The 19,762-nt window shown below is 38.7% G+C and carries 19 protein-coding genes; 13 read left to right on the forward strand and 6 right to left on the reverse strand.

The window, feature by feature from the left end; all coding sequences use genetic code 11:
* The first annotated feature begins 13 nt into the window (after positions 1–13).
* From AC27FM_RS12025 to AC27FM_RS12065, 9 genes are all read left to right on the forward strand, one after another.
* On the forward strand, positions 14–673 hold the full coding sequence (locus tag AC27FM_RS12025) for a phosphate propanoyltransferase (RefSeq protein ID WP_487088640.1): 660 nt from the start codon (positions 14–16) through the stop codon (positions 671–673).
* A 12-nt stretch (positions 674–685) separates the two neighbouring features.
* Positions 686–982, forward strand: a complete 297-nt coding sequence (locus AC27FM_RS12030) for a BMC domain-containing protein (protein ID WP_487088641.1) — start codon at positions 686–688, stop codon at positions 980–982.
* A 93-nt stretch (positions 983–1,075) separates the two neighbouring features.
* On the forward strand, positions 1,076–2,407 hold the full coding sequence (gene nox, locus AC27FM_RS12035; protein WP_487088643.1) for a H2O-forming NADH oxidase: 1,332 nt from the start codon (positions 1,076–1,078) through the stop codon (positions 2,405–2,407).
* A gap of 132 nt (positions 2,408–2,539) precedes the next feature.
* Positions 2,540–3,220 (forward strand): DUF4867 family protein, encoded by a 681-nt coding sequence (locus AC27FM_RS12040; protein WP_487088645.1) that lies wholly within the window; start codon positions 2,540–2,542, stop codon positions 3,218–3,220.
* Between the two features lie 686 nt (positions 3,221–3,906).
* Positions 3,907–4,881: a mannose/fructose/sorbose PTS transporter subunit IIA gene (locus AC27FM_RS12045; RefSeq protein ID WP_487088647.1), complete on the forward strand. Its 975-nt coding sequence runs from the start codon at positions 3,907–3,909 to the stop codon at positions 4,879–4,881.
* Positions 4,882–4,913: 32 nt separating this feature from the next.
* Positions 4,914–5,723, forward strand: coding sequence for a PTS mannose/fructose/sorbose transporter subunit IIC (locus AC27FM_RS12050; RefSeq protein ID WP_487088649.1), 810 nt, complete (start codon positions 4,914–4,916; stop codon positions 5,721–5,723).
* Positions 5,724–5,741: 18 nt separating this feature from the next.
* Positions 5,742–6,653 carry a PTS system mannose/fructose/sorbose family transporter subunit IID gene (locus AC27FM_RS12055; protein ID WP_487088651.1) on the forward strand — a complete coding sequence of 304 codons (912 nt, stop codon included), beginning with the start codon at positions 5,742–5,744 and terminating at the stop codon, positions 6,651–6,653.
* Between the two features lie 110 nt (positions 6,654–6,763).
* Positions 6,764–7,144, forward strand: coding sequence for a DUF956 family protein (locus AC27FM_RS12060; protein WP_487088653.1), 381 nt, complete (start codon positions 6,764–6,766; stop codon positions 7,142–7,144).
* 242 nt (positions 7,145–7,386) lie between these two features.
* The gene (locus AC27FM_RS12065) at positions 7,387–8,118 is read left to right on the forward strand and encodes a CPBP family intramembrane glutamic endopeptidase (protein WP_487088655.1); all 732 of its coding nucleotides are present in this window, start codon (positions 7,387–7,389) and stop codon (positions 8,116–8,118) included.
* 56 nt (positions 8,119–8,174) lie between these two features.
* Here the strand turns inward: AC27FM_RS12065 and AC27FM_RS12070 are convergent, their stop codons facing one another.
* Complete coding sequence (locus AC27FM_RS12070; protein ID WP_487088657.1) at positions 8,175–8,972, reverse strand: DUF5067 domain-containing protein; 798 nt, start codon at positions 8,970–8,972, stop codon at positions 8,175–8,177.
* A gap of 256 nt (positions 8,973–9,228) precedes the next feature.
* Here AC27FM_RS12070 and AC27FM_RS12075 point away from each other — a divergent pair, with 256 nt between their 5' ends.
* Complete coding sequence (locus AC27FM_RS12075; protein ID WP_487088659.1) at positions 9,229–9,444, forward strand: hypothetical protein; 216 nt, start codon at positions 9,229–9,231, stop codon at positions 9,442–9,444.
* Between the two features lie 427 nt (positions 9,445–9,871).
* Positions 9,872–10,540, forward strand: coding sequence for a 2,3-bisphosphoglycerate-dependent phosphoglycerate mutase (locus AC27FM_RS12080; RefSeq protein WP_487088660.1), 669 nt, complete (start codon positions 9,872–9,874; stop codon positions 10,538–10,540).
* Between the two features lie 37 nt (positions 10,541–10,577).
* Here the strand turns inward: AC27FM_RS12080 and AC27FM_RS12085 are convergent, their stop codons facing one another.
* From AC27FM_RS12085 to AC27FM_RS12105, 5 genes are all read right to left on the reverse strand, one after another.
* On the reverse strand, positions 10,578–12,662 hold the full coding sequence (locus AC27FM_RS12085; protein WP_487088662.1) for a KUP/HAK/KT family potassium transporter: 2,085 nt from the start codon (positions 12,660–12,662) through the stop codon (positions 10,578–10,580).
* A gap of 111 nt (positions 12,663–12,773) precedes the next feature.
* The gene (locus tag AC27FM_RS12090) at positions 12,774–15,218 is read right to left on the reverse strand and encodes a Xaa-Pro dipeptidyl-peptidase (RefSeq protein WP_487088664.1); all 2,445 of its coding nucleotides are present in this window, start codon (positions 15,216–15,218) and stop codon (positions 12,774–12,776) included.
* 98 nt (positions 15,219–15,316) lie between these two features.
* A complete protein-coding gene (locus tag AC27FM_RS12095) occupies positions 15,317–16,657 on the reverse strand; it encodes a C1 family peptidase (RefSeq protein ID WP_487088665.1) in 1,341 nt (446 codons plus the stop codon).
* 34 nt (positions 16,658–16,691) lie between these two features.
* A complete protein-coding gene (gene rpiA, locus AC27FM_RS12100) occupies positions 16,692–17,381 on the reverse strand; it encodes a ribose-5-phosphate isomerase RpiA (protein WP_487088667.1) in 690 nt (229 codons plus the stop codon).
* Between the two features lies 1 nt (position 17,382).
* Positions 17,383–17,682 carry a GNAT family N-acetyltransferase gene (locus AC27FM_RS12105; RefSeq protein ID WP_487088669.1) on the reverse strand — a complete coding sequence of 100 codons (300 nt, stop codon included), beginning with the start codon at positions 17,680–17,682 and terminating at the stop codon, positions 17,383–17,385.
* A gap of 131 nt (positions 17,683–17,813) precedes the next feature.
* Between AC27FM_RS12105 and AC27FM_RS12110 the strand changes: the two genes are divergently transcribed.
* Entirely contained in the window at positions 17,814–18,356 is a 543-nt protein-coding gene (locus AC27FM_RS12110; RefSeq protein ID WP_487088671.1) for a dCTP deaminase/dUTPase family protein, read from the forward strand.
* Between the two features lie 27 nt (positions 18,357–18,383).
* Positions 18,384–19,760 carry a DNA repair protein RadA gene (radA, locus tag AC27FM_RS12115; protein ID WP_487088673.1) on the forward strand — a complete coding sequence of 459 codons (1,377 nt, stop codon included), beginning with the start codon at positions 18,384–18,386 and terminating at the stop codon, positions 19,758–19,760.
* Positions 19,761–19,762: the final 2 nt, after the last annotated feature.

Genomic DNA, 19,762 nt, shown 5'->3' on the forward strand with positions numbered 1-19,762 from the left:
AGGTGGGTAAAAAGTGGAAGATTACGAAGAATTATTAGGTACGCTTCTTGAGAAATTGAGCCCTAGTGCAGCTACAACAACGACGGCATCTAATGATCAAACGATTCCAGTGGGAATTTCGAATAGACATATTCACCTTTCTCAAGATGCGTTAGATAAACTTTTTGGAACAGGTTATCAACTAACTAAGTTGAAGGATCTGTCCCAACCGGGTCAATTCGCAAGTAAAGAATGCGTTATGATCTGCGGTCCTAAAGGGATGATCAATAAAGTGAGAATCCTCGGACCAGTTCGTCCCCAAACTCAAGTGGAAATTCTACAAGGAGATTCATTCAAGCTTGGAGTTAAAGGAGTTCTACGCTTATCTGGAGATTTGAGTGGAACACCTGGAATTACGATTGTTGGACCTAAAGGTTCACTGGAGATTCCAGAAGGAGTGATCGTTGCAAAACGTCACATCCACATGCTTCCAGAAGAAGCAGCTAGATTTGGAGTTACTGATGGTGAATCCGTTGCGATTAAATTCGATGGTCCAAGAGGCGGAACACTGACGGATGTTATTATTCGTGCTAAAGCGAATTCTGGCTTGGAAGTTCATATTGATACTGAAGAAGCCAATGCACTAGGAGTTACACCGGGTACAAAAATTAAAATTATTAAGAGTGAAAATTAGGAGGAATAAAAAATGAAATCAGATGCATTAGGTATGATCGAAACTAAAGGACTTATCGGTTCAATTGAAGCAGCGGATTCTATGGTAAAGGCTGCTAATGTAACACTTGTAGGTAAAGAAAGAGTTGGCGGAGGTATCGTCACAGTTATGGTTCGTGGAGATGTTGGAGCTGTTAAAGCAGCTACAGATGCAGGAGCAGCCGCAGCTCAACGTGTTGGAGAATTACTATCAGTTCACGTAATTCCTCGTCCACACGCAGAAGTAGAATCAATTTTGCCACACACAAACGCAGCAATTACAGAAGACTAATCTAAAAAATAAAATAAGAAGCTGGCCGGATATTATTCGTAGAAGGTTCAGCTTCTTTTTTCTTAACTGACAACAGATTAAGTAGGTGAAATAATGACAAAAACGATTATCATTGGTTCAAATCATGCTGGCATAGCCGCCGCTAATACATTATTAGATAATTATCCCGATCAAGAAGTAACGATGATCGATCAAAATAGTAATTTGAGTTATTTAGGTTGTGGGACAGCTCTGTGGGTTGGTCGCCAGATCGATTCATACGAAAAATTGTTTTATACGAACAAATCAGACTTTGAAGCTAAAGGTGCCAAAATCTATTTGGAGACCTCTGTTTCAAAAGTTGATTTTATCGCCAAAAAAGTTTATTGCAATTCATTAGACGGTAAGTCGTTTGTTGAAAAATACGACAAGCTAGTCTTGGCAACTGGGTCAGTACCTATTAAACCTGATATTCCCGGTGCAGACTTGGACAATATTCACTTTTTGAAGTTATTCCAAGATGGTCAAACGGTTGATAAATTGCTGGACCAATTCGACATTCGCAATGTGGCTGTTATTGGTGCGGGCTATATCGGTGTTGAAATCGCTGAGGCCGTTAAGAGACGCAATAAGAAGGTGCTTCTATTTGATACTGCCGATCGTTCTCTATCAAGCTATTATGACAAGGAATTCACTGATCAAATGGATCAAAATCTAATTGATCACGGAATTGAAGTTCATTTTAACGAACGAGCTCAAGAATACAAAGGTACTACTAAGGTAGAGTCTGTAGTGACCAACGCTGGCGAGTATCCGGTTGATTTAGTTATCAACGCGATTGGTTTCTTACCTAATAATTATTTGGGTAAGGAGGACTTAGAGTTATTTCGCAATGGAGCCTACTATGTCGATAATCATCAACAGACATCAGATACATCAGTTTATGCGGTAGGTGACTGTGCAACGATCTATTCGAACGCACTGGATAAAACCACTTATATTGCATTAGCTACTAATGCAGTACGTTCAGGTATTATCGCTGGTCATAATATTGGTGGAACCAAATTGGATGCGTCCGGTGTTCAGGGCTCCAATGGTATTTCTATTTTTGGATTGAACATGGTCTCTAGTGGATTGTCAGTCGCTGCAGCCCAGAAGAATGGTTTTGACGTTTTATATACTGACTTTGAAGATACACAAAAGCCGGGATTTATGAAGGATAATGCCAAAGTCAAGATCCGTATCGTTTATGATGCCAATAATCGTCGAGTTCTAGGAGCTCAGATGTGTTCGAAAGCTGATATTTCGATGGGGATTCACATGTTCTCATTGGCAATTGAACAAAAGGTGACGATCGATCAATTGAAGCTATTAGACATCTTCTTTCTACCACATTTCAATCAACCTTATAATTACATCACTATGGCAGCATTAAATGCCAAGTAAGGCTGCTATATCACGCTTTAACGCTTATTAAACACCTTGATTATTGCTAAGTTAGACTTGACTAAAACGTTTTCAAATGTTAGATTATGTTTGAAATAAACAACAACAAACAGTAAAAGGGGAAAGCGTTTAATGAGCACATACGAAGATTTTCAAAAACTTAATCCAGACTACAAAATTCTAACTATCGATAATCCAGACTTTAATGACTACGGTACTGTATATACTGACTATGATATTAGTGAGATCAATGATTTTATGAACAGTAAAGTCGAAATCTCAAGTCCGGGGAATACTTACGTACCTTCTAATCCAGACTTGAAAAAGATACCTGCTATTCAGGAGATCGGCACGGATGTATTTGCTGGAATGCCTATCGAAGCTGGCGAATGTACCGGACAGTCAACTAGCTTCACGGCTATTGAATACCATCAAGGAAGCGAGTTAAACATCTTCCAGACTGACGTTATTATGGTCTTAGGTAAGCGTCAGGTCTTGGATACAAAGGGCTTGTACAGTCCTAGTGAAGACGGACAAATCTTCTTTGTACCAGCTGGTACGGTGGTTGAATTTTATAGTGATACATTACACTACGCACCGATCAAGGTTCATGATTCAGGATTCAAGTTTATCGTCATGTTAATTGAAGGTACTAATCAAGAATTACCTGCCGGATTCAAGAGCAATAACCCTAGAATTGTTAAGAAGAATAAATTCCAAGTTGTTGATCCAAGCCGTGAGGATAAGATTGCAATCGGTGTTCAAGTTGGTTTAACTGGGAAATTAGTAACTATGAAGCCATTAGATGAATAAGCAAGTCAATTAAATAATTACACTTGAGGTTGGGACAATGTCCCAGCCTTTTTTGTATATTCTCCAATCAAGACATAATTTGGATAAAATATTTCATAAACGGTTAATAATGGTAGCTACCACTTTCAGTAAGCAAATTGGTCGCTACCAATATTTGATTTCATTGATATAAGCTAGAGCCCTTGGCATCACTGATAAAATACGTCTTTTATATGGAAGTATACTTTAATAAATCTTAAGAAATTTGAATGAAAATGTAAAAATAAAAAAAGTCCCTTAAAATGGAACAAAAAGGTGAAAGGATAGGCTAATGTATGGCTTTTCAGGATTGTTAGCTGTCTACTATTGTTCGATTAGAACATTAGTGAACTTTGGTTTATACCAAAGTACCAAGGTCTCAGGAGCGTTATAATGGCGGGCTTTTCACATGCTTATTAAGACGTTATATATACCAAAAAAACGAATTATTAATATTTGACTGAATGCCAATTTACGTGCCAATTGATTTTTTTTGTTTAAAGTAGTGTTTTTTTTCAGAAAAGAATGATACTATGAAAGGGTTCACATGAAGGGTGAGCTCATTAAGGCGTTTTGTTATGAAATAATTCAATTTTTATTTTTTTGTGCAGAACCTAGTGGTCTGTGTAAGCGCTTTAATACATATAACAATATAAGGAGGATTAAAGATGGTAGGGATTATCATTGCTAGTCACGGTGAATTCGCCAAAGGCATCAAGCAATCCGGATCTATGATTTTCGGTGAGCAAGAAGATGTACAAGCTGTTACGTTGATGCCTGAAATGGGACCTGATGACTTGAAGGCAAAATTGGAAGAAGCAATTGCTTCCTTTAAAGATCAAGATCAAGTATTGTTCCTAGTCGATCTTTGGGGTGGTACACCTTTCAACCAAGTCAATGGCTTGTTTGAAGCACATAAGGACAAGTGGGCAATCGTCGCCGGCTTGAACTTACCTATGTTGATTGAAGCATATGCTTCACGTCTTTCAATGGAAAGTGCACAAGAAATTGCTGCACATATCATTGAAACAGCTAAAGAAGGGGTTAAGGTTCGTCCAGAAGCTCTTCAACCTAAGGAAGCTGCTGCAGCTCCTGCACAATCAACTACTGCCAATGCAGGTAGACCTGGATCATTCGATTACGTCCTTGCACGTGTCGATTCACGTTTACTTCATGGACAAGTTGCTACTGCCTGGTCTAAGTCAGTAACACCTACACGTATTATCGTTGTATCTGATGCTGTTGCTAAAGATGAATTGCGTACGCAATTGATCCAACAAGCAGCACCAGTTGGTGTAAAGGCCCACGTTGTTCCAGTTGATCAAATGATCAAGTTAGCCAAAGATGACAAACACTTTGGTGGTCAACGTGCATTGCTATTATTCGAAACACCTCAAGATGCACTACGTGCAGTTGAGGGTGGAGTTCCATTGAAAGAAATAAATGTTGGTTCAATGGCTCATTCAGTCGGTAAAGTTCAACCTAACAAGGTTTTGGCTTTCGACCAAGATGACATTGACACATTTAAGAAGCTTGAGGATAAGGGTATCAAGTTTGACGTTCGTAAAGTCCCAACAGATTCAAAGGACGACATGGATGCAATCATGAATAAAGCTCAAGAAGAAATAAACAAAAACAAATAATTTTTTAGATTATATATGGAGGGTTAATACTTATGCAATTAAATGCTATTCAAATTGTATTAGTCGTTCTAGTATCATTCTTAGCTGGTATGGAAGGTATTTTGGATGAGTTCCATTTCCACCAACCAGTTATTGCATGTACATTGATCGGCTTGGTTACAGGTAATTTAATACCTTGCTTGATCTTAGGTGGTTCACTACAAATGATCGCCTTAGGTTGGGCTAATATCGGTGCCGCTGTTGCACCTGATGCCGCATTGGCATCTGTAGCTTCTGCTATTATTCTTGTTTTGGGTGGTCAAGGCAAAGCCGGAGTTCAATCAGCTATTGCTATCGCTATCCCACTTGCCGTTGCTGGTTTGTTACTAACAATCATCGTTCGTACAATCGCAACAGGTATTGTCCACATCATGGATAAGGCTGCTGAAGAAGGTAGCTTTAGAAAACTTGAAATGTGGCAAATCATTGCTATCTGTTTACAAGGTATCCGTATTGCTATTCCTGCAGCATTGATCCTTGCTGTTGGTGCTGGTCCCGTTAAAGCTATGCTTCACGCTATGCCAGCATGGTTAACTGACGGTCTTGCCGTTGGTGGTGGTATGGTTGTTGCCGTAGGTTATGCTATGGTTATCAACATGATGGCTTCAAAGGAAGTTTGGCCATTCTTCGCTATTGGTTTTGTTCTAGCAACAGTTACAAATCTTACACTTATCGCTCTTGGTACAATTGGTGTTTCATTCGCATTGATCTACTTAACTCTTTCTAAGAGTGGTGGTTCAAATGACGGTGGTGGAAGTTCAAACACCGGTGATCCAGTTGGCGACATAATAGATAATTACTAGGACGGAGGAAGATAGAAAATGGCAGAACAATTAAAATTATCTAAAAAAGATAGAATCTCCGTTTGGTGGCGTTCGACATTTATCCAAGGTTCATGGAACTACGAACGTATGCAAAACGGTGGCTGGGCATATTCAATGATTCCAGCACTTAAAAAGTTATACACAACTAAAGAAGACCGTGCCGCTGCTTTGAAGCGTCACATGGAATTCTTTAACACTCACCCATACTTAGCTTCACCTATCTTAGGTGTTACTATGGCCCTTGAAGAAGAGCGTTCTAACGGTGCACCCGTTGATGACGTTGCTATCCAAGGTGTTAAAGTTGGTATGATGGGTCCTCTAGCTGGTATTGGTGATCCTGTGTTCTGGTTCACTGTTAAGCCTATTGTTGGTGCCTTAGCTGCTTCATTGGCTATGACAGGTAACATTCTTGGACCAATCATTTATTTCGTAGTATGGAATGCAATTCGTATGGGATTCATGTGGTATACACAAGAACTAGGTTACAAAGCTGGTTCAGCTATCACAGAAGATATGTCTGGTGGCTTGCTACAAGACATTACTAAGGGTGCTTCAATTCTAGGTATGTTTATCTTAGGATCCTTGATCAACCGTTGGGTTGTTGTTAAGTTCACGCCGACTGTTTCAACAGTTAAACTTGACAAAGGTGCTTACATTGACTGGGCACATCTTCCAGCAGGTGCACAAGGTGTTAAAGAAGCTCTTATTCAACAAAATGCTGGTCTATCATTAACAGCTCATAAAGTTACAACATTGCAAGATAACTTGGATCAATTGGTACCAGGTTTAGCTGCATTACTTCTTACATTCTTATGTATGTGGCTACTAAAGAAGAAAGTTTCACCAATCGCTATTATCCTTGGATTATTCGTTGTTGGTGTTGGTCTTCACGTATTACACATTATGTAATAATAAAAACGAGCATTTGGCTCCTTATTGGATGGACTCTTATGGGTTCATCCTTTTTTAGTTGTATAATATTAATAATTATTAATTGTCACAGAAATGGAGTGGATTAAATGGTCCAATCGATCAACACAAAATCTGACCTTGTCATGGACGGTACTTCTCATATGGGGTTGTCCGAATATGGGAAGATCATGGTTGGAGATAAGGGATTCGAGTTTTATAGTGACCGAGATAAAAAGAATTTTATTCAAATTCCTTGGAAAGAAGTAGATAAAGTTGTCGTATCGGTCATTTTTGGAGGTAAGTGGATTCCACGTTATGCCTTTAGAACTAAGAAGAATGGTATGTATACCTTTTCCTCCAAGGATCCTAAAAAAGTTTTACGTGCGATCCGTAAATATGTCAAACCAGATAATATCGTCCAATCATTAGGATTCTTCCAAGTGATTAGTCGTAGTTTGAAAAATATTTTTCGAAGAAAAAATAAATAGACGCCATTGGCGTCTATTATTTTGTCATATTAAGGTTATTTATAACCTACTTGAGGGAATCATTTGAAGGGTGAGCTCTTTCAAGTGGATCAATGATGATTGAGAGAGTGTCGATTAGTGGTAATTACCACTTCTTGTCGACATATATAGGATACTATATCGAACGCGTTCCATGTCAAATGATTTTGGAAAATAGTTAAAAATGTTAGAATTACTGGAAAAAGAAAGAATGAGGCGTAAAAATGAGAATATTTAAATCCGTGCCTCTAAAAATATTTGTAGTCTGGTTGATATTTCCGATTATGTTATTTATAGGTGCGGCATTAGTCCCTACTGGATTACCGACCAGTCTCAAACAAGGGATGGTCGATCTAATTATTTTTTTTGTGGCATACTTGCTCAATCTACTGTGGTTTCATCAAAAAATCAACTGGCTTAATAACGACCGAATACTCAGTCAATTCAGTACGTCCTTACCAACGATTATTTTTATTGGATATACTAGTTTAGCGCTGTTCTTTGTGGGAGATGCGACCTTTCAACTAAACATCCTGATCATGACCATTTTAGTGGGATTAGCGGAAGAATTTTGTTTTCGAGGACTATTGATACCGTTGTTCTTAAAACAGTTCAGAGGTAATGCCTATTACGCCGTAATAGGCTCCAGCATATTATTTGGATTAATCCACTTGATCAACTTGAAGAGCCTGTCTATAGGTTACGTTTCGATTCAGGTCATCTTCGCCGTCTCATTCGGATTGTTGCTAGGAGCTATCTATGTCAAAACCAATAATTTGATTTTAGTGGTGACGTTGCACATGCTCAAGGATTTCTTCCCACTGCTATCACCATCCACATTGAAAGTAGCAGCTAAAATGCAATTTTCTATTGCGACACTGATCGTTTGTATCATATGGTTGCTAATAACGATCGTCATCGTTAGAAAGCAGACTAGAGGATTGATTATTGAATAAAACATAGCCTGACACTTTTTGGATAGTGTCAGGCTATGTTTTTTGATTAAAATGAATTATTTCAGCTTGAATGGCTGCATAGTATCCATCAAATCGTTAGTTTTAATATTTCTAAAGTACATGTTTACGTCAGAATCGGTATTGTTGACTTTGACTAGTAGGGCGCCGTCAAAACTTGCTCCTGGTTGAACTTGTTGTGTATTAGTAGCATTCACCAAGTCAGCGTAATCCCCAGTAGCGCCAGTGGGTTCAAGTTGCTTATCGTCTTGTTTCAAGATGATAGAGTTAGCTTGGACTTGTTGAGGTATTTCAGCTGTCTGAGTCTTATTAGTGTAGTTGTATTTGACTAATAAGGCTGCATCCCCGTTAGCATCTTTGACCAGTTTGACATCGTTGGATAATTTGAAGGTGAACCAGTCAGTATCATAACTTAATTTATTGTATGTGCCAGCATTATCAACTGAACTTGATTTAGACTCAGAATTCTTGTCGTCAGACTGATCATTGGTTTCATCTTTTGCCTTTTGTGAGTCTGGTTTTGTAGCCTTCTTTTCAGGCTTAGTCTTTTTTGACGTAGTTTTCTTACTTGGCTGAACCTTTTCAATATTGTCAGATTTTGGTGACGAATTGTTGGCAGCATTGACGCGCCATATGATAATACCAGCAACTATTGCTACTATCACTACAATAATCATTGAAACAATGAATGATGTTTTCTGATAAAATGGTGTTTTTTTACGACGCAGTGCCCCCCGTGTCGAGCGGCTATTCATAGTATTTGGCTGTGAATTACGCTGTGCTCTAGTTTGGCTTGATTTGTTGTTATGTTTATTTCGATTAGAACGTCTATCCATAATTTTCTCCCTAAATGACGCATCTCAAAAAAGTTAATTAAATTGATTAAAATAAAACCGATTAAAGTAAATGAAATTCTTACCCTAGCTTACTTAGACAATAATATCATATTTTATTTTATGGAAAATAAGAAGTGCTACTAAAAAGAGAATTAAGAAGAATTTGAGTAATAGGTGTTGTATAGTTCTCTGGAAAGTGGTATAAATATCTGGTCGAAACATCAGGGGTGTTTATCATTTTACGAAGGGGGTCACAATGATGTTGTTTTTTGGTAATCATGGCGATTATGAAGTAACGTGCAAATTCTTAGATAAGACAGGCCAACGAATTGCTAAGAAGCGCATTTGTCACAATGTTTCTAAGAAAGAAGCCAGTGACAGTATGAGAGATTATGTTACTAACAGATTCTCTGATATTATTGATGTAGCTCATCCAATTAAAGTTGTAGCTAAGCCAGCTGCAACAAAATAATGGACATATTGTGAAATAAGCTGGGTGTCAGATCAGCTTATTTTTTTTGCTCTCGGAAGAGTAATTCAGTAATTAGTCGATTCTTCATTTATAGCCTCTTAGATGAGTTTTTAAGTGAAGTAATGATTTTACCAATGGAGTGATCCAAACGAGCTCTAAAATCAAATTTTTAGCATTAATGTGATATTCTAATCCTACACACAGATGGAAATTTAAAATGGTTTTTTGCAGTTATTTTAGTAACTATCCAAATTGTATCTGAAAAGATATTTTGCCGTTGTGAGATTTCATTGCAAGGATAGTTTGCGGATCGATTGAAGGATTCAGCAATGACTGATTTATTAAGTGAAAAGCCATATGGGATTTTCAATTTATTTTTTGTGATAAAATAAATAATATATTGCAAGAAAGTTGGTAATGTCGGAATATGGTAAAACTTATCATGATTAGACATGGACAAAGTACAGCCAATGCAACGAATGATTACACTGGTTGGAATGATGTTGAGTTAACTCAAAAGGGAATCGAACAAGCTCATGAGGCCGCTTCAAAAATGAAAGATATGGATATTCAATGTGTGCATACTTCAGTGTTAAAACGTGCAATCATGACAGCTTATATTATTCAAAATGATCTCGATATCAATTATGTTCCAATTATTAAATCATGGCGATTGAATGAGCGTCACTACGGAGCTTTGAGAGGTCAGAATAAAGATGCGACTCGAGTAGAATATGGTGTGGAGCAAGTACGGCTATGGCGTAGAAGTTACTATACGATGCCACCTAAGTTAGCTAAGCCTGATCCTTCAGTAGGTCCGTATAAATATCTAGATCCACGGGTAATGCCAGTCTCAGAGAGTTTATATCAAGCCTACAAGCGGATCGTTCCTTACTATACGGATGTGGTAGCACCACAACTATTAGATGGTAAGAATCAATTGATCGTTGCTCACGGTAGTACGATCAGAGCTTTGATCAAGTATTTAGAAGATATCGATGATCACGACATTGATGGCGTAGAAGTTGCTAATGGTGTCCCTTTAGTTTACGAAATGGATTCAAAATTGAATATTATCAAAAACAATCGAAAATAAAAAGCTCGTTCCCAGTTTTGGGAGCGAGCTTTATTTGTTATTCATCTTCATCGTCGTCGATCGGTTGATCGATTGGAATATCTTTAAGTGCTGAACGATCTTTACGTACTAGACGAAGTCGATTCATTGAGACTTTGCCTAATACTAATGGGACACGTTCTTCCATAACATCACTGTAAGATAGACCGAACCAAATAGCTGGTGAAATGAATTTTTGCAATGCTAGACGAGCATGTATGATACTCTTCTTGATACCGCTGATCTTCGTATCAGGTGAGAGAACCTCCTTGATAAGAACGAAGGAGAAGTCACCAACTTGACGGTCAGGGATCGTTGTGTATTTCTGTGGTTGTGGTTTAATTTCGCCATTTGACATCATGTCATTGACGACTTGCCTCAAGTAGACGTTAACCTTTTGATCAACACGGAAGCCAAGGTATAACTGTACGCTGACCATGTAATCAGTATCGAATGTCTCGACTGAATAGGCTGCGGTATATGGTTCATCGGTAACATTAACTGTTACGAACCAATAAACTTCGGCACGTTTAGGTCGTTTATCGAGGATCGAGTATAGAATATTTTTCTTGATACGATAGCCATCGTGTACTTTTGTCAAGTAAACCAAATTAGTAGTATAAAGTGGATAACTTGGATCTTTTCTCAGGTCATTCAATTGATGTTTGAACGCTAGTAGAGAAGCGAAGTGGCTTCTGTAGGTATTGTCGTCCATCAGACGATCACCGTATCTCCAAATGAACATGGCGATGATGAGTAGGGCGGCAATAGCCATAGTGATATAAGCACCGTGAACGAACTTGCTACTGTTCGTAACGAAGAAAATACTCTCGATTATGAAGAAGAAACTAATTATCACAGTCGTAAAGAGCCGGTTCACTCGTTTCATCAGTAACCATTGATGCAACAGAATCGTCGTCATCAACATTGTGATAGTGATTTCAAGTCCGTAGGCGTTAGACATATTCTCAGAAGTCTTGAAGTAGAGAACGATGAATAAACAAACTACCCAGATTATCGAGTTAACAGTAGGGATGTACAATTGTCCCTTAAAATTAGTAGGATAATAAGTTTTCAAACGAGGAAAGATTCGTAATTTTGTTGCTTCAGATACCAATGTATATGAACCAGATATCAAAGCTTGAGAAGCAATGATGGCAGCCATAGCTGATAACAAGATGCCAAACAGTCTGAGATTATCAGGCATGGATTGGTAGAATGGGTTCATCGATGAACCCATAGCCTGTAAAGCATGATTGTCACGGAGACGTAGCAACCAGACAGCTTGCCCTAAGTAACTTAGAAGCAAGCAGATTTTAACAAAAGGCCAACTAGTGTAGATATTAGGTCTTCCAACATGTCCCATGTCCGAGTACAGAGCCTCAGCACCAGTTGTTGCTAGGAAGATGCTACCAAGAATGAATATTCCTCGAATATTCATCGGGCTTCGTAGTAGTTCGATAGCATAGTAAGGGTTCAGAGCACGAATGATCGTCCAATCAAATGAGATATTATAAATTCCCATTAATCCAAGAAAAGAGAACCAGACTAGCATGATCGGGCCGAAGGCTCGTCCAATCAACTGTGTACCGAATCGTTGGATGAAGAACAAGGTTGATAAAATAATCATGGTAATGATGATTACTTGAGTTTGATTGCTGATCAACACGTTATTGTTGAACTTGATGCCCTTTAGACCTTCTATCGCAGCGGTTACAGTAACGGCAGGGGTCATCATTCCATCAGCCAAAAAAGTAGCTCCACCGACCATAGCTGGTATTAATAGCCATTTAGCACGCTTTCTAACCAAGGTATAGAGGGCGAAGATACCACCTTCACCACGGTTATCAGCACGTAGAGCAATCAACACGTACTTTATAGTCGTAACCAAAGTAAGTGTCCAAAATATTAAAGAGACACTACCTAAGATAAAATTGGTGGACATTTTACTCAATCCACCATTTCCCACCATCAACGAGTGCATAACGTATAGAGGAGATGTTCCAATATCTCCATAGACGATACCTAACGCGATTAAAAATCCCGCAGCGCTCATTTTTGAATGGGGATTACTTTTTAGTGAATTCAATTGATTTTTTTCCATTATAATAATCTCCAAATTAAACAGTTCAACCGCGATTATAACATTAGAAATGGCTACATGGAACCATTTAATTTTGGTCTAGTTAGATAACCCTGACACTAATGTTAAAACCTATTTTTGGTTTAAATCGTTGAGTTGATTATGAATCGGAACAACGATATTCGATGTACCAGATTGAACTGAATATTCGATATTTTGATTACCACGAACTGTCATACCAAAGTCAGTTGAATAAACGATCAAACCTAGTTGATGGTCTTTTGGCAGACGATAAAAAGTAGGTTGCAGTTCAACCGAGATAGGATAGAAAGTATTTGGCTGCAAGTCGTTGGTCTTATATGCATTTTCGCGATTTTGTAAATTAATATGACCCTTAGATATCATCTTATAAGATGTTGGAGAATCTAAAGTAAATTCACGTAGATCGTCTTCACGCCAATCGTAAGTCCCAGCGATGCCGTTGTGAACAAACAAAGTAGGTGAAACTGTAAGACGTTTGGCAGTTCCATAGTCGATCAATTGAAAACTCAGCATACCGAAATTCTGACTTGATGCAACGTTCAGGTTAACAGTTACTTTACCATCAATAATAGTTTCTTTCATATTATTAGTAGTAAATATCAGACGATGATGTGACATTTTATCACTTGATAAATCTGCCAAGTTTTGCTGCCATTCATCGTTATGATTCTTATAACGGTCAAACAATGGCTTATCTAGTTGATCATTGAAACGTAATAATCCAGTGTTGGCTTCAGTAGTTAACAGCTTATCGTCTGATAAATTATATTTCATTTCCTTAGCAGATTCGTCACTCCAGTCTTTGTAACTATTCCAAGTCTCGGGTTGAACGTTGTCTTGGATAATGACGTTAGGGATGATCGCCTCGGCATGATTATCGATTCCATATAATTCATGGGATAACCAGAGGTTGATAATATCTGTATAATCAATGGAACGAAATGCGTTGATATAAATATGTTGTCCTTGATGTAAAATTATCTTATTTGTAGCGCCGTTATGGTGGATACCGTTCCACAGCCTCTCAACGTTACGAGGCTTAACGTTCCAGTCATTGAGACCATGTATCATTAGAACATCAGCTTTGATATTGGCAAAATTCTTATGATAGTTTCTAGCATCCCAAAAGGTATTGTAATCGCCAGTCGTTCTGTCTTGGTCTTTGTCGATTTCGGCCAATTTTTTCTCCCACAATGGTTTTACTTTATGGAAGTTTCCAGGTTGTAAGCGACGACTGAAGGTTTCTTCTGCTAAAACATCAGCATCTTCACCAGGGAAGCCACCAGGTGCAATGACTAATCCGCCGTCACGATAATAATCATACCAACTCGAGATAGCAGCTTCACTAATGATCGTCTTTAGACCTTCGACACCTGTGGTAGCGGCGGCAGTGGCTAATGTTCCAAGATATGAACGTCCCGTCATAGCGACTAACTTATTTGACCACCAAGCTTTAATCTCGATATTATCGGTTCGATTAGTGAAGGCATGACGATTTCCGGCTAACCATTCAATGATTGCGACTGTCGACGTCGTTTCTTCTGGACCACCAGTCGTTCTGACACCATCTGAATCCTTAGTCCCAATTCCAGAAGCATAGACGACCGCGAAGCCACGTGCTAGGAAGTAGTCATTCATTGTGTATGACGTTTCTCTAGTAAAAGTCTCCTCTGCGGCTTCGACATTACCATTGATGGTTCGAGGCTTAGGTAAGTTCTCGACTGGAGTCTTATATTCGATGTCCTCGTATGATAGATTGTTCGGTTCTTTACGTTCTAATGGAACATTGACATTATGCATCAATCTTTCACCGGTTTCATCGTTAGTGCCTTGGTTGTATGGACTAGCTGTATATAGTGTAGGAACTTCTAATCCGTCATTTGTTTCAGCTGGTCGTAAGATATCAGCTTTGAGCAAGTCTAATTTACCATCACCATCCGTATCTTGTGATGATTCTACATAGACCACTTCTCTGATGAGCTTGTGTGGATCGAAGACAGGCATAGACTTACCATTGAAGAATAAAGGTTCACCAATTTCCCCATAGAATGGCAAGAAATATCCATTGGCGGCTAGTGAATCAATGAATGTTTGACCGTTCTTGTTATGTGTAGCCAGTAACCAATACCAAGCTGATTTTAATTCATTGATCGTGAAATCATCATCTTCATGATCAGCAACGGTTAATTGGATTTTTTTCATTGCAGCAAGTGGATCTTCAAACGAAAAATCAACATCTGGATTGAATTTTAATAACTGTAATGCAATGTTGTAAAATACTTCCACAGATAATTCATCATGACCTTCAATGTATTCAAGTGCATCTTGGTCAGACGTTGCCATATAGTTCGACAGCTTTTGTTCAAAAGTTGCTTTTGACTTTGCTTCTAATAAACTGAGTTTCAAAAAGTCCGTGAACAGCTTGACTGGACTATCCATCATCTGATTATTAGACGTTAGGAAATGTAGATCCTGTAACTCTTGAATCTGAGTTTCAAAGTCAGTTGGACGAATGGCAAATTGATTATTTTTCATACGAATTCCCTCCCTTAATATAATTTTCATTATAGGGTATTGGAGGTATTAAAAAAAGGCAAGGGCGCTTTTTATGCACTCTTACCTCGAATAAATAATTAAGCTAGGGCACCCATTGGATCCCAAGGTGCTAATACCTTTGGTTCTTTTGATTCAGTTTCAAACGTATCTTTAAGCTCATCGCTCAAGAATTTTTTATTGATAACTAATTGATAAACATATTCGTCGAACCATGAGTCACTCATGACGAAGTAACCTTTAGTACCAACTTTTTCACCCCAAGAGTTTTCCACTTTCCACTTGAGGGGGTTACCGTTATCGTCTAGGTCGACACCAGTGATCACCATGGCGTGTGTCATCATACTCTCGATGTAGTCTAGTCGTTCGGCCTTTGTCATTGCAAGGTCGGTATTGAATAGTCCTTCAACGTCATAAATATTTGTATCCATGATCCCGATCTTACGGTCAGAGCTTTGACCAACATCGCTACCGAACCAAACAGCTTCACCGGTTTGTAGTTGTTTAACAGCAAGGTTCTTAAAGTCGTTGATCTCAAGGTTCAAATGGCTAACTTGGCGTCCACCCAAAACATTGCCTAGCATTTCCACTGTGTAGACGTGATTGTAAGGCTTGTCAGCAGTTGGAGCATTGATAGTGGAGATATAACTATCCAAGTCCCAGCCGACATATTTCTCGAAAAATTCTTGTGGAGTAATACCAGTTTCCTTATGATAATTTTTGTCATCATCACGATAGGCCCAGTCGAACTTTGCGGGTGGTTCACCGACTGTATAAACTAGGATTTTATAAATCTCACTCAGCATTTCATTTTTAACACGTTCGACATCTTCTTCAGACTTGTTGGCGTTGACCATTTCTCGAAGAACGATAGCATTTTTACGTAGTTTTGTATTCAAGACGGTGTTTAATTCAGATGACTTAGTCCTACTGTATGTATCGGGCATCACTGCCTTAGGAACAACGCCGTATTTTTGAACCAATGCCATGATCATATTCCATTGACCACCATCTTGTTGAGGAGTAGTCATTAGGAAGTCGACTTTGCGATCACCCACAGGAAGGGCGGCAGTATTGATAACATTTTCGTAGAAGAAATTAGATTTTTCTAACTTATCCCAGAATAACATGTAACCTTCTGATAACTCAAAGCCCTTGATTTTGAATTTAGTTTGAATAGGGTGTCTCATAGTGTTCAATGCTGCGAAGACCCAGCATAGTCCGGATTGTTTTTGATCAGAGACTGCACCTGTATCCAATTCAACTGAAAAAGTAGGGTCCATCGCTACTTTAGAAGCAATAGTTTCACTTGATTGTAAAATACCATTGGTAGCAACAGCATTTTTGATAGCAGATGAGCCAGGTGTTTGCTCAAAGGCCTTTTGAAATTTATCTAGTTCTTTTGAAGTGATTTCCTTCATATAAATATCTCCTTTGATTAGTTAAACAATTAAATTAACGAACGTCTTTTAGCACCCTTGGTCCATCATCGTAACCGACGATAACAGTGTTGACTAAGTCTAGGAACAGACCGTGTGCAACGATGCCGACTTGATGATCGAGCCAATCAGCCAAGAGATGAGGATGCTCGATCTCACCCATCTTTAGATCGATAACGTAATTTTTATTGTGAGTCAATACTCGCTCTCCATTGTCATCCAAACGGAACTCAGGATGCAACTCTTCTGCCTCAAGGTCAGCAAAAGTCTTTTCGCAACCAAATGGGATTACTTCCAGTGGGAGTGGGAAACTGCCGAGGGTATCAGCCATCTTAGATTGATCAACGATCCAGATGTTCTTGTGTGAGTTAGTGGCTACCATTTTTTCTAGTAGATGAGCAGCACCGCCACCCTTGATACCTTGGAAATTTTTATCAATCTGATCAGCTCCGTCGATAGTTAGATCGATATGGTCCACATCGTTGAGATCTTTCATAGGGATGCCAAGACCTTCGGCTTGTTTCTGTGACCGTGATGATGTAGCAACACCGACGATATTCGTGATTTCTCCAGCTTGGAATCTCTTACCAAGCTCCTCGATCATATAATAAACAGTGGATCCAGTTCCTAATCCAACAACTGTGTTACTTTCAATGAAGTCAACGGATTTGATACCGACGGCTTTCTTTAATTCATCTTGATTCAAATTAACGTTCCTCCTCCAAGAGTTTTTGGTAATTTTCGGTTAATAAGTAACGTATTTCCGGTTTGCTTTTGAATGCATGCTTGGCATACGAACAGACAGGGACGATCTTTAAATCATTCTCATCAGCGTAATCTAAAACCTCATTGAGAAGCTTACCAGCAATACCTTGACCACGATAATTGTCATTCGCAAAAGTATGATCGATCGAAATGACATTGTCCTTCACAGATGAATAAGAAATTTCACCGACCAATTCAGTTTCTTCAATGAAAAAACGACCGTCTTCTCGTTTTATTTCCATAAACTACCTCCTCTTATAATATTTAATTTAATATTACCGTATTAATAGAAGAAAGTCAGTCGATTCAATAGTTTTATGACAGGTTAAATGCTATTATTTTAGTTATCTAATGACAATGGGAGAGTTTAGATTTGGCAAAAAAACGTGGTTTTGAAATTGTAAAAAAGTATCAAGATAAGGGTATAAATTTACCAGTACGTCAGACTAAAAACGCCGCTGGGTATGATATTGAGAGTGCAGAAGACTTCGTAGTTCCTTCAATGTGGAAGTTCGGTGTCTTGAATGTAATCAAGTTTATCTTTGGCAAAGGTAACGTTGACGAAGATAAAGCAAAAGAAATTCAAAAAAATATCAAACCAGTTCTAGTTCCAACTGGCGTCAAGGCATATATGCAAGATGACGAAGTTCTGATTGTGGCTAGTCGCTCAAGCAATCCGCTGAAACGTGGACTTTCAATTCCTAACGGAATTGGAGTAGTTGATGCAGATTACTACAATAATGATGGCAACGAAGGTGAATTATTCATCCAACTGATCAACTTCTTTCCGTTTGACTATAAGGTCAAAAAAGGTGAACGCCTAGCTCAAGGAATTTTCATCAAATATTTAACAACTGACGAAGACGAGGGTGGGTTGAAGAAACGCCAAGGCGGATTCGGGTCATCTGGTATATAATGGAGTGTTTAGAAAGGAATTATTTTATTGGCTAAATCAAAATCAAAGTTTGTTTGTCAAAATTGTGGTTACGTATCACCTAAGTATTTAGGACGTTGCCCCAATTGCGGTTCATGGAATCAAATGGTTGAGGAAGTTGAACATCCACATACAGAATCTAGTAAGGCGACACCTAGTCGTAGAACTAGTGACTTAGATGCTAAACCTATCAATATCAACAACGTATCCTTCGAAAAGGAACCACGTGTCAAAACTGAATTGTCAGAATTGAATCGTGTCCTTGGAGGAGGAATCGTTCCGGGATCACTTATTTTGATCGGTGGGGATCCAGGTATCGGTAAGTCGACTCTTTTAACGCAAGTTGCTGGTCAACTTCAAACCACAGGTGGCAAGGTCTTATATGTCTCTGGTGAAGAAAGTGCGTCGCAGATCAAGATGCGTGCCGATCGATTGGATGTTCACGGTGATGACCTATTTATCTATCCACAGACCGATATGAGTTATATCCGTCAGACAGTTAACGAAATGAATCCTGACTATTTGATCATTGACTCTATCCAAACTATGGATGAACCTGAAATATCATCAGCAGTCGGTAGTATTTCACAAGTACGTGAAGTGACCTCAGAATTGATGAATATTGCCAAGCAAAAAAACATCACTGTTTTTGTTGTTGGTCACGTTACAAAAGGTGGAGCAATCGCTGGACCTAAGATACTAGAACATATGGTAGATACTGTTCTATACTTTGAAGGGGACACCCACCATAGTTATCGTATCTTGCGTTCAGTTAAAAATCGTTTTGGATCGACAAATGAGATTGGTATTTTTGAAATGCAGACGAAGGGTCTGGTCGAAGTAGCCAATCCATCTGAGATATTCCTTGAAGAACGTTTGAAGGATGCTAACGGTTCTGCTGTTGTTGTTTCCATGGAGGGAACTCGTCCAATCTTGGTCGAGATTCAATCATTGATCACACCTACTATTTTTGGTAACGCCAAGCGTACTGCTACGGGATTAGACCATAATCGAGTATCAGTGATCATGGCAGTGCTAGAAAAACGTGGTAACCTGATGCTTCAAAATCAAGATGCCTATTTGAAGTCTACAGGTGGTGTGAAGTTAGATGAACCAGCAATTGATTTAGCCTTGGCTATGTCAATTGCTTCTAGTTACAAAAACATCGGTATCCCCGCAACTGACTGTTTTGTCGGCGAGGTCGGTCTAACTGGTGAAGTACGTCGTGTTAATCGTATCGATCAGCGTGTTAATGAAGCTGAGAAACTCGGATTCCAACGAATTTATGTCCCTAAAAATAATCTAGGTGACTGGACCAAGGATAATCAGATTCAAATAATTGGCGTAAGTACAGTGCTGGAAGCAATGAATAAAATATTTAATTAGGA

The organism is Companilactobacillus sp. y65-5 (assembly GCF_057541095.1).

Bases quoted from the DNA above. Each gene is read 5' to 3' on its own strand.
- AC27FM_RS12085 (WP_487088662.1), bottom strand. From the start codon at position 12,662: ATGGAAAAAAATCAATTGAATTCACTAAAAAGTAATCCCCATTCAAAA.
- AC27FM_RS12090 (WP_487088664.1), bottom strand. From the start codon at position 15,218: ATGAAAAATAATCAATTTGCCATTCGTCCAACTGACTTTGAAACTCAG.
- AC27FM_RS12070 (WP_487088657.1), bottom strand. From the start codon at position 8,972: ATGGATAGACGTTCTAATCGAAATAAACATAACAACAAATCAAGCCAA.
- AC27FM_RS12105 (WP_487088669.1), bottom strand. From the start codon at position 17,682: ATGGAAATAAAACGAGAAGACGGTCGTTTTTTCATTGAAGAAACTGAA.
- nox (WP_487088643.1), top strand. From the start codon at position 1,076: ATGACAAAAACGATTATCATTGGTTCAAATCATGCTGGCATAGCCGCC.
- AC27FM_RS12050 (WP_487088649.1), top strand. From the start codon at position 4,914: ATGCAATTAAATGCTATTCAAATTGTATTAGTCGTTCTAGTATCATTC.
- AC27FM_RS12060 (WP_487088653.1), top strand. From the start codon at position 6,764: ATGGTCCAATCGATCAACACAAAATCTGACCTTGTCATGGACGGTACT.
- AC27FM_RS12045 (WP_487088647.1), top strand. From the start codon at position 3,907: ATGGTAGGGATTATCATTGCTAGTCACGGTGAATTCGCCAAAGGCATC.
- AC27FM_RS12080 (WP_487088660.1), top strand. From the start codon at position 9,872: ATGGTAAAACTTATCATGATTAGACATGGACAAAGTACAGCCAATGCA.
- AC27FM_RS12055 (WP_487088651.1), top strand. From the start codon at position 5,742: ATGGCAGAACAATTAAAATTATCTAAAAAAGATAGAATCTCCGTTTGG.
- AC27FM_RS12030 (WP_487088641.1), top strand. From the start codon at position 686: ATGAAATCAGATGCATTAGGTATGATCGAAACTAAAGGACTTATCGGT.
- AC27FM_RS12075 (WP_487088659.1), top strand. From the start codon at position 9,229: ATGATGTTGTTTTTTGGTAATCATGGCGATTATGAAGTAACGTGCAAA.
- AC27FM_RS12065 (WP_487088655.1), top strand. From the start codon at position 7,387: ATGAGAATATTTAAATCCGTGCCTCTAAAAATATTTGTAGTCTGGTTG.
- AC27FM_RS12095 (WP_487088665.1), bottom strand. From the start codon at position 16,657: ATGAAGGAAATCACTTCAAAAGAACTAGATAAATTTCAAAAGGCCTTT.
- AC27FM_RS12040 (WP_487088645.1), top strand. From the start codon at position 2,540: ATGAGCACATACGAAGATTTTCAAAAACTTAATCCAGACTACAAAATT.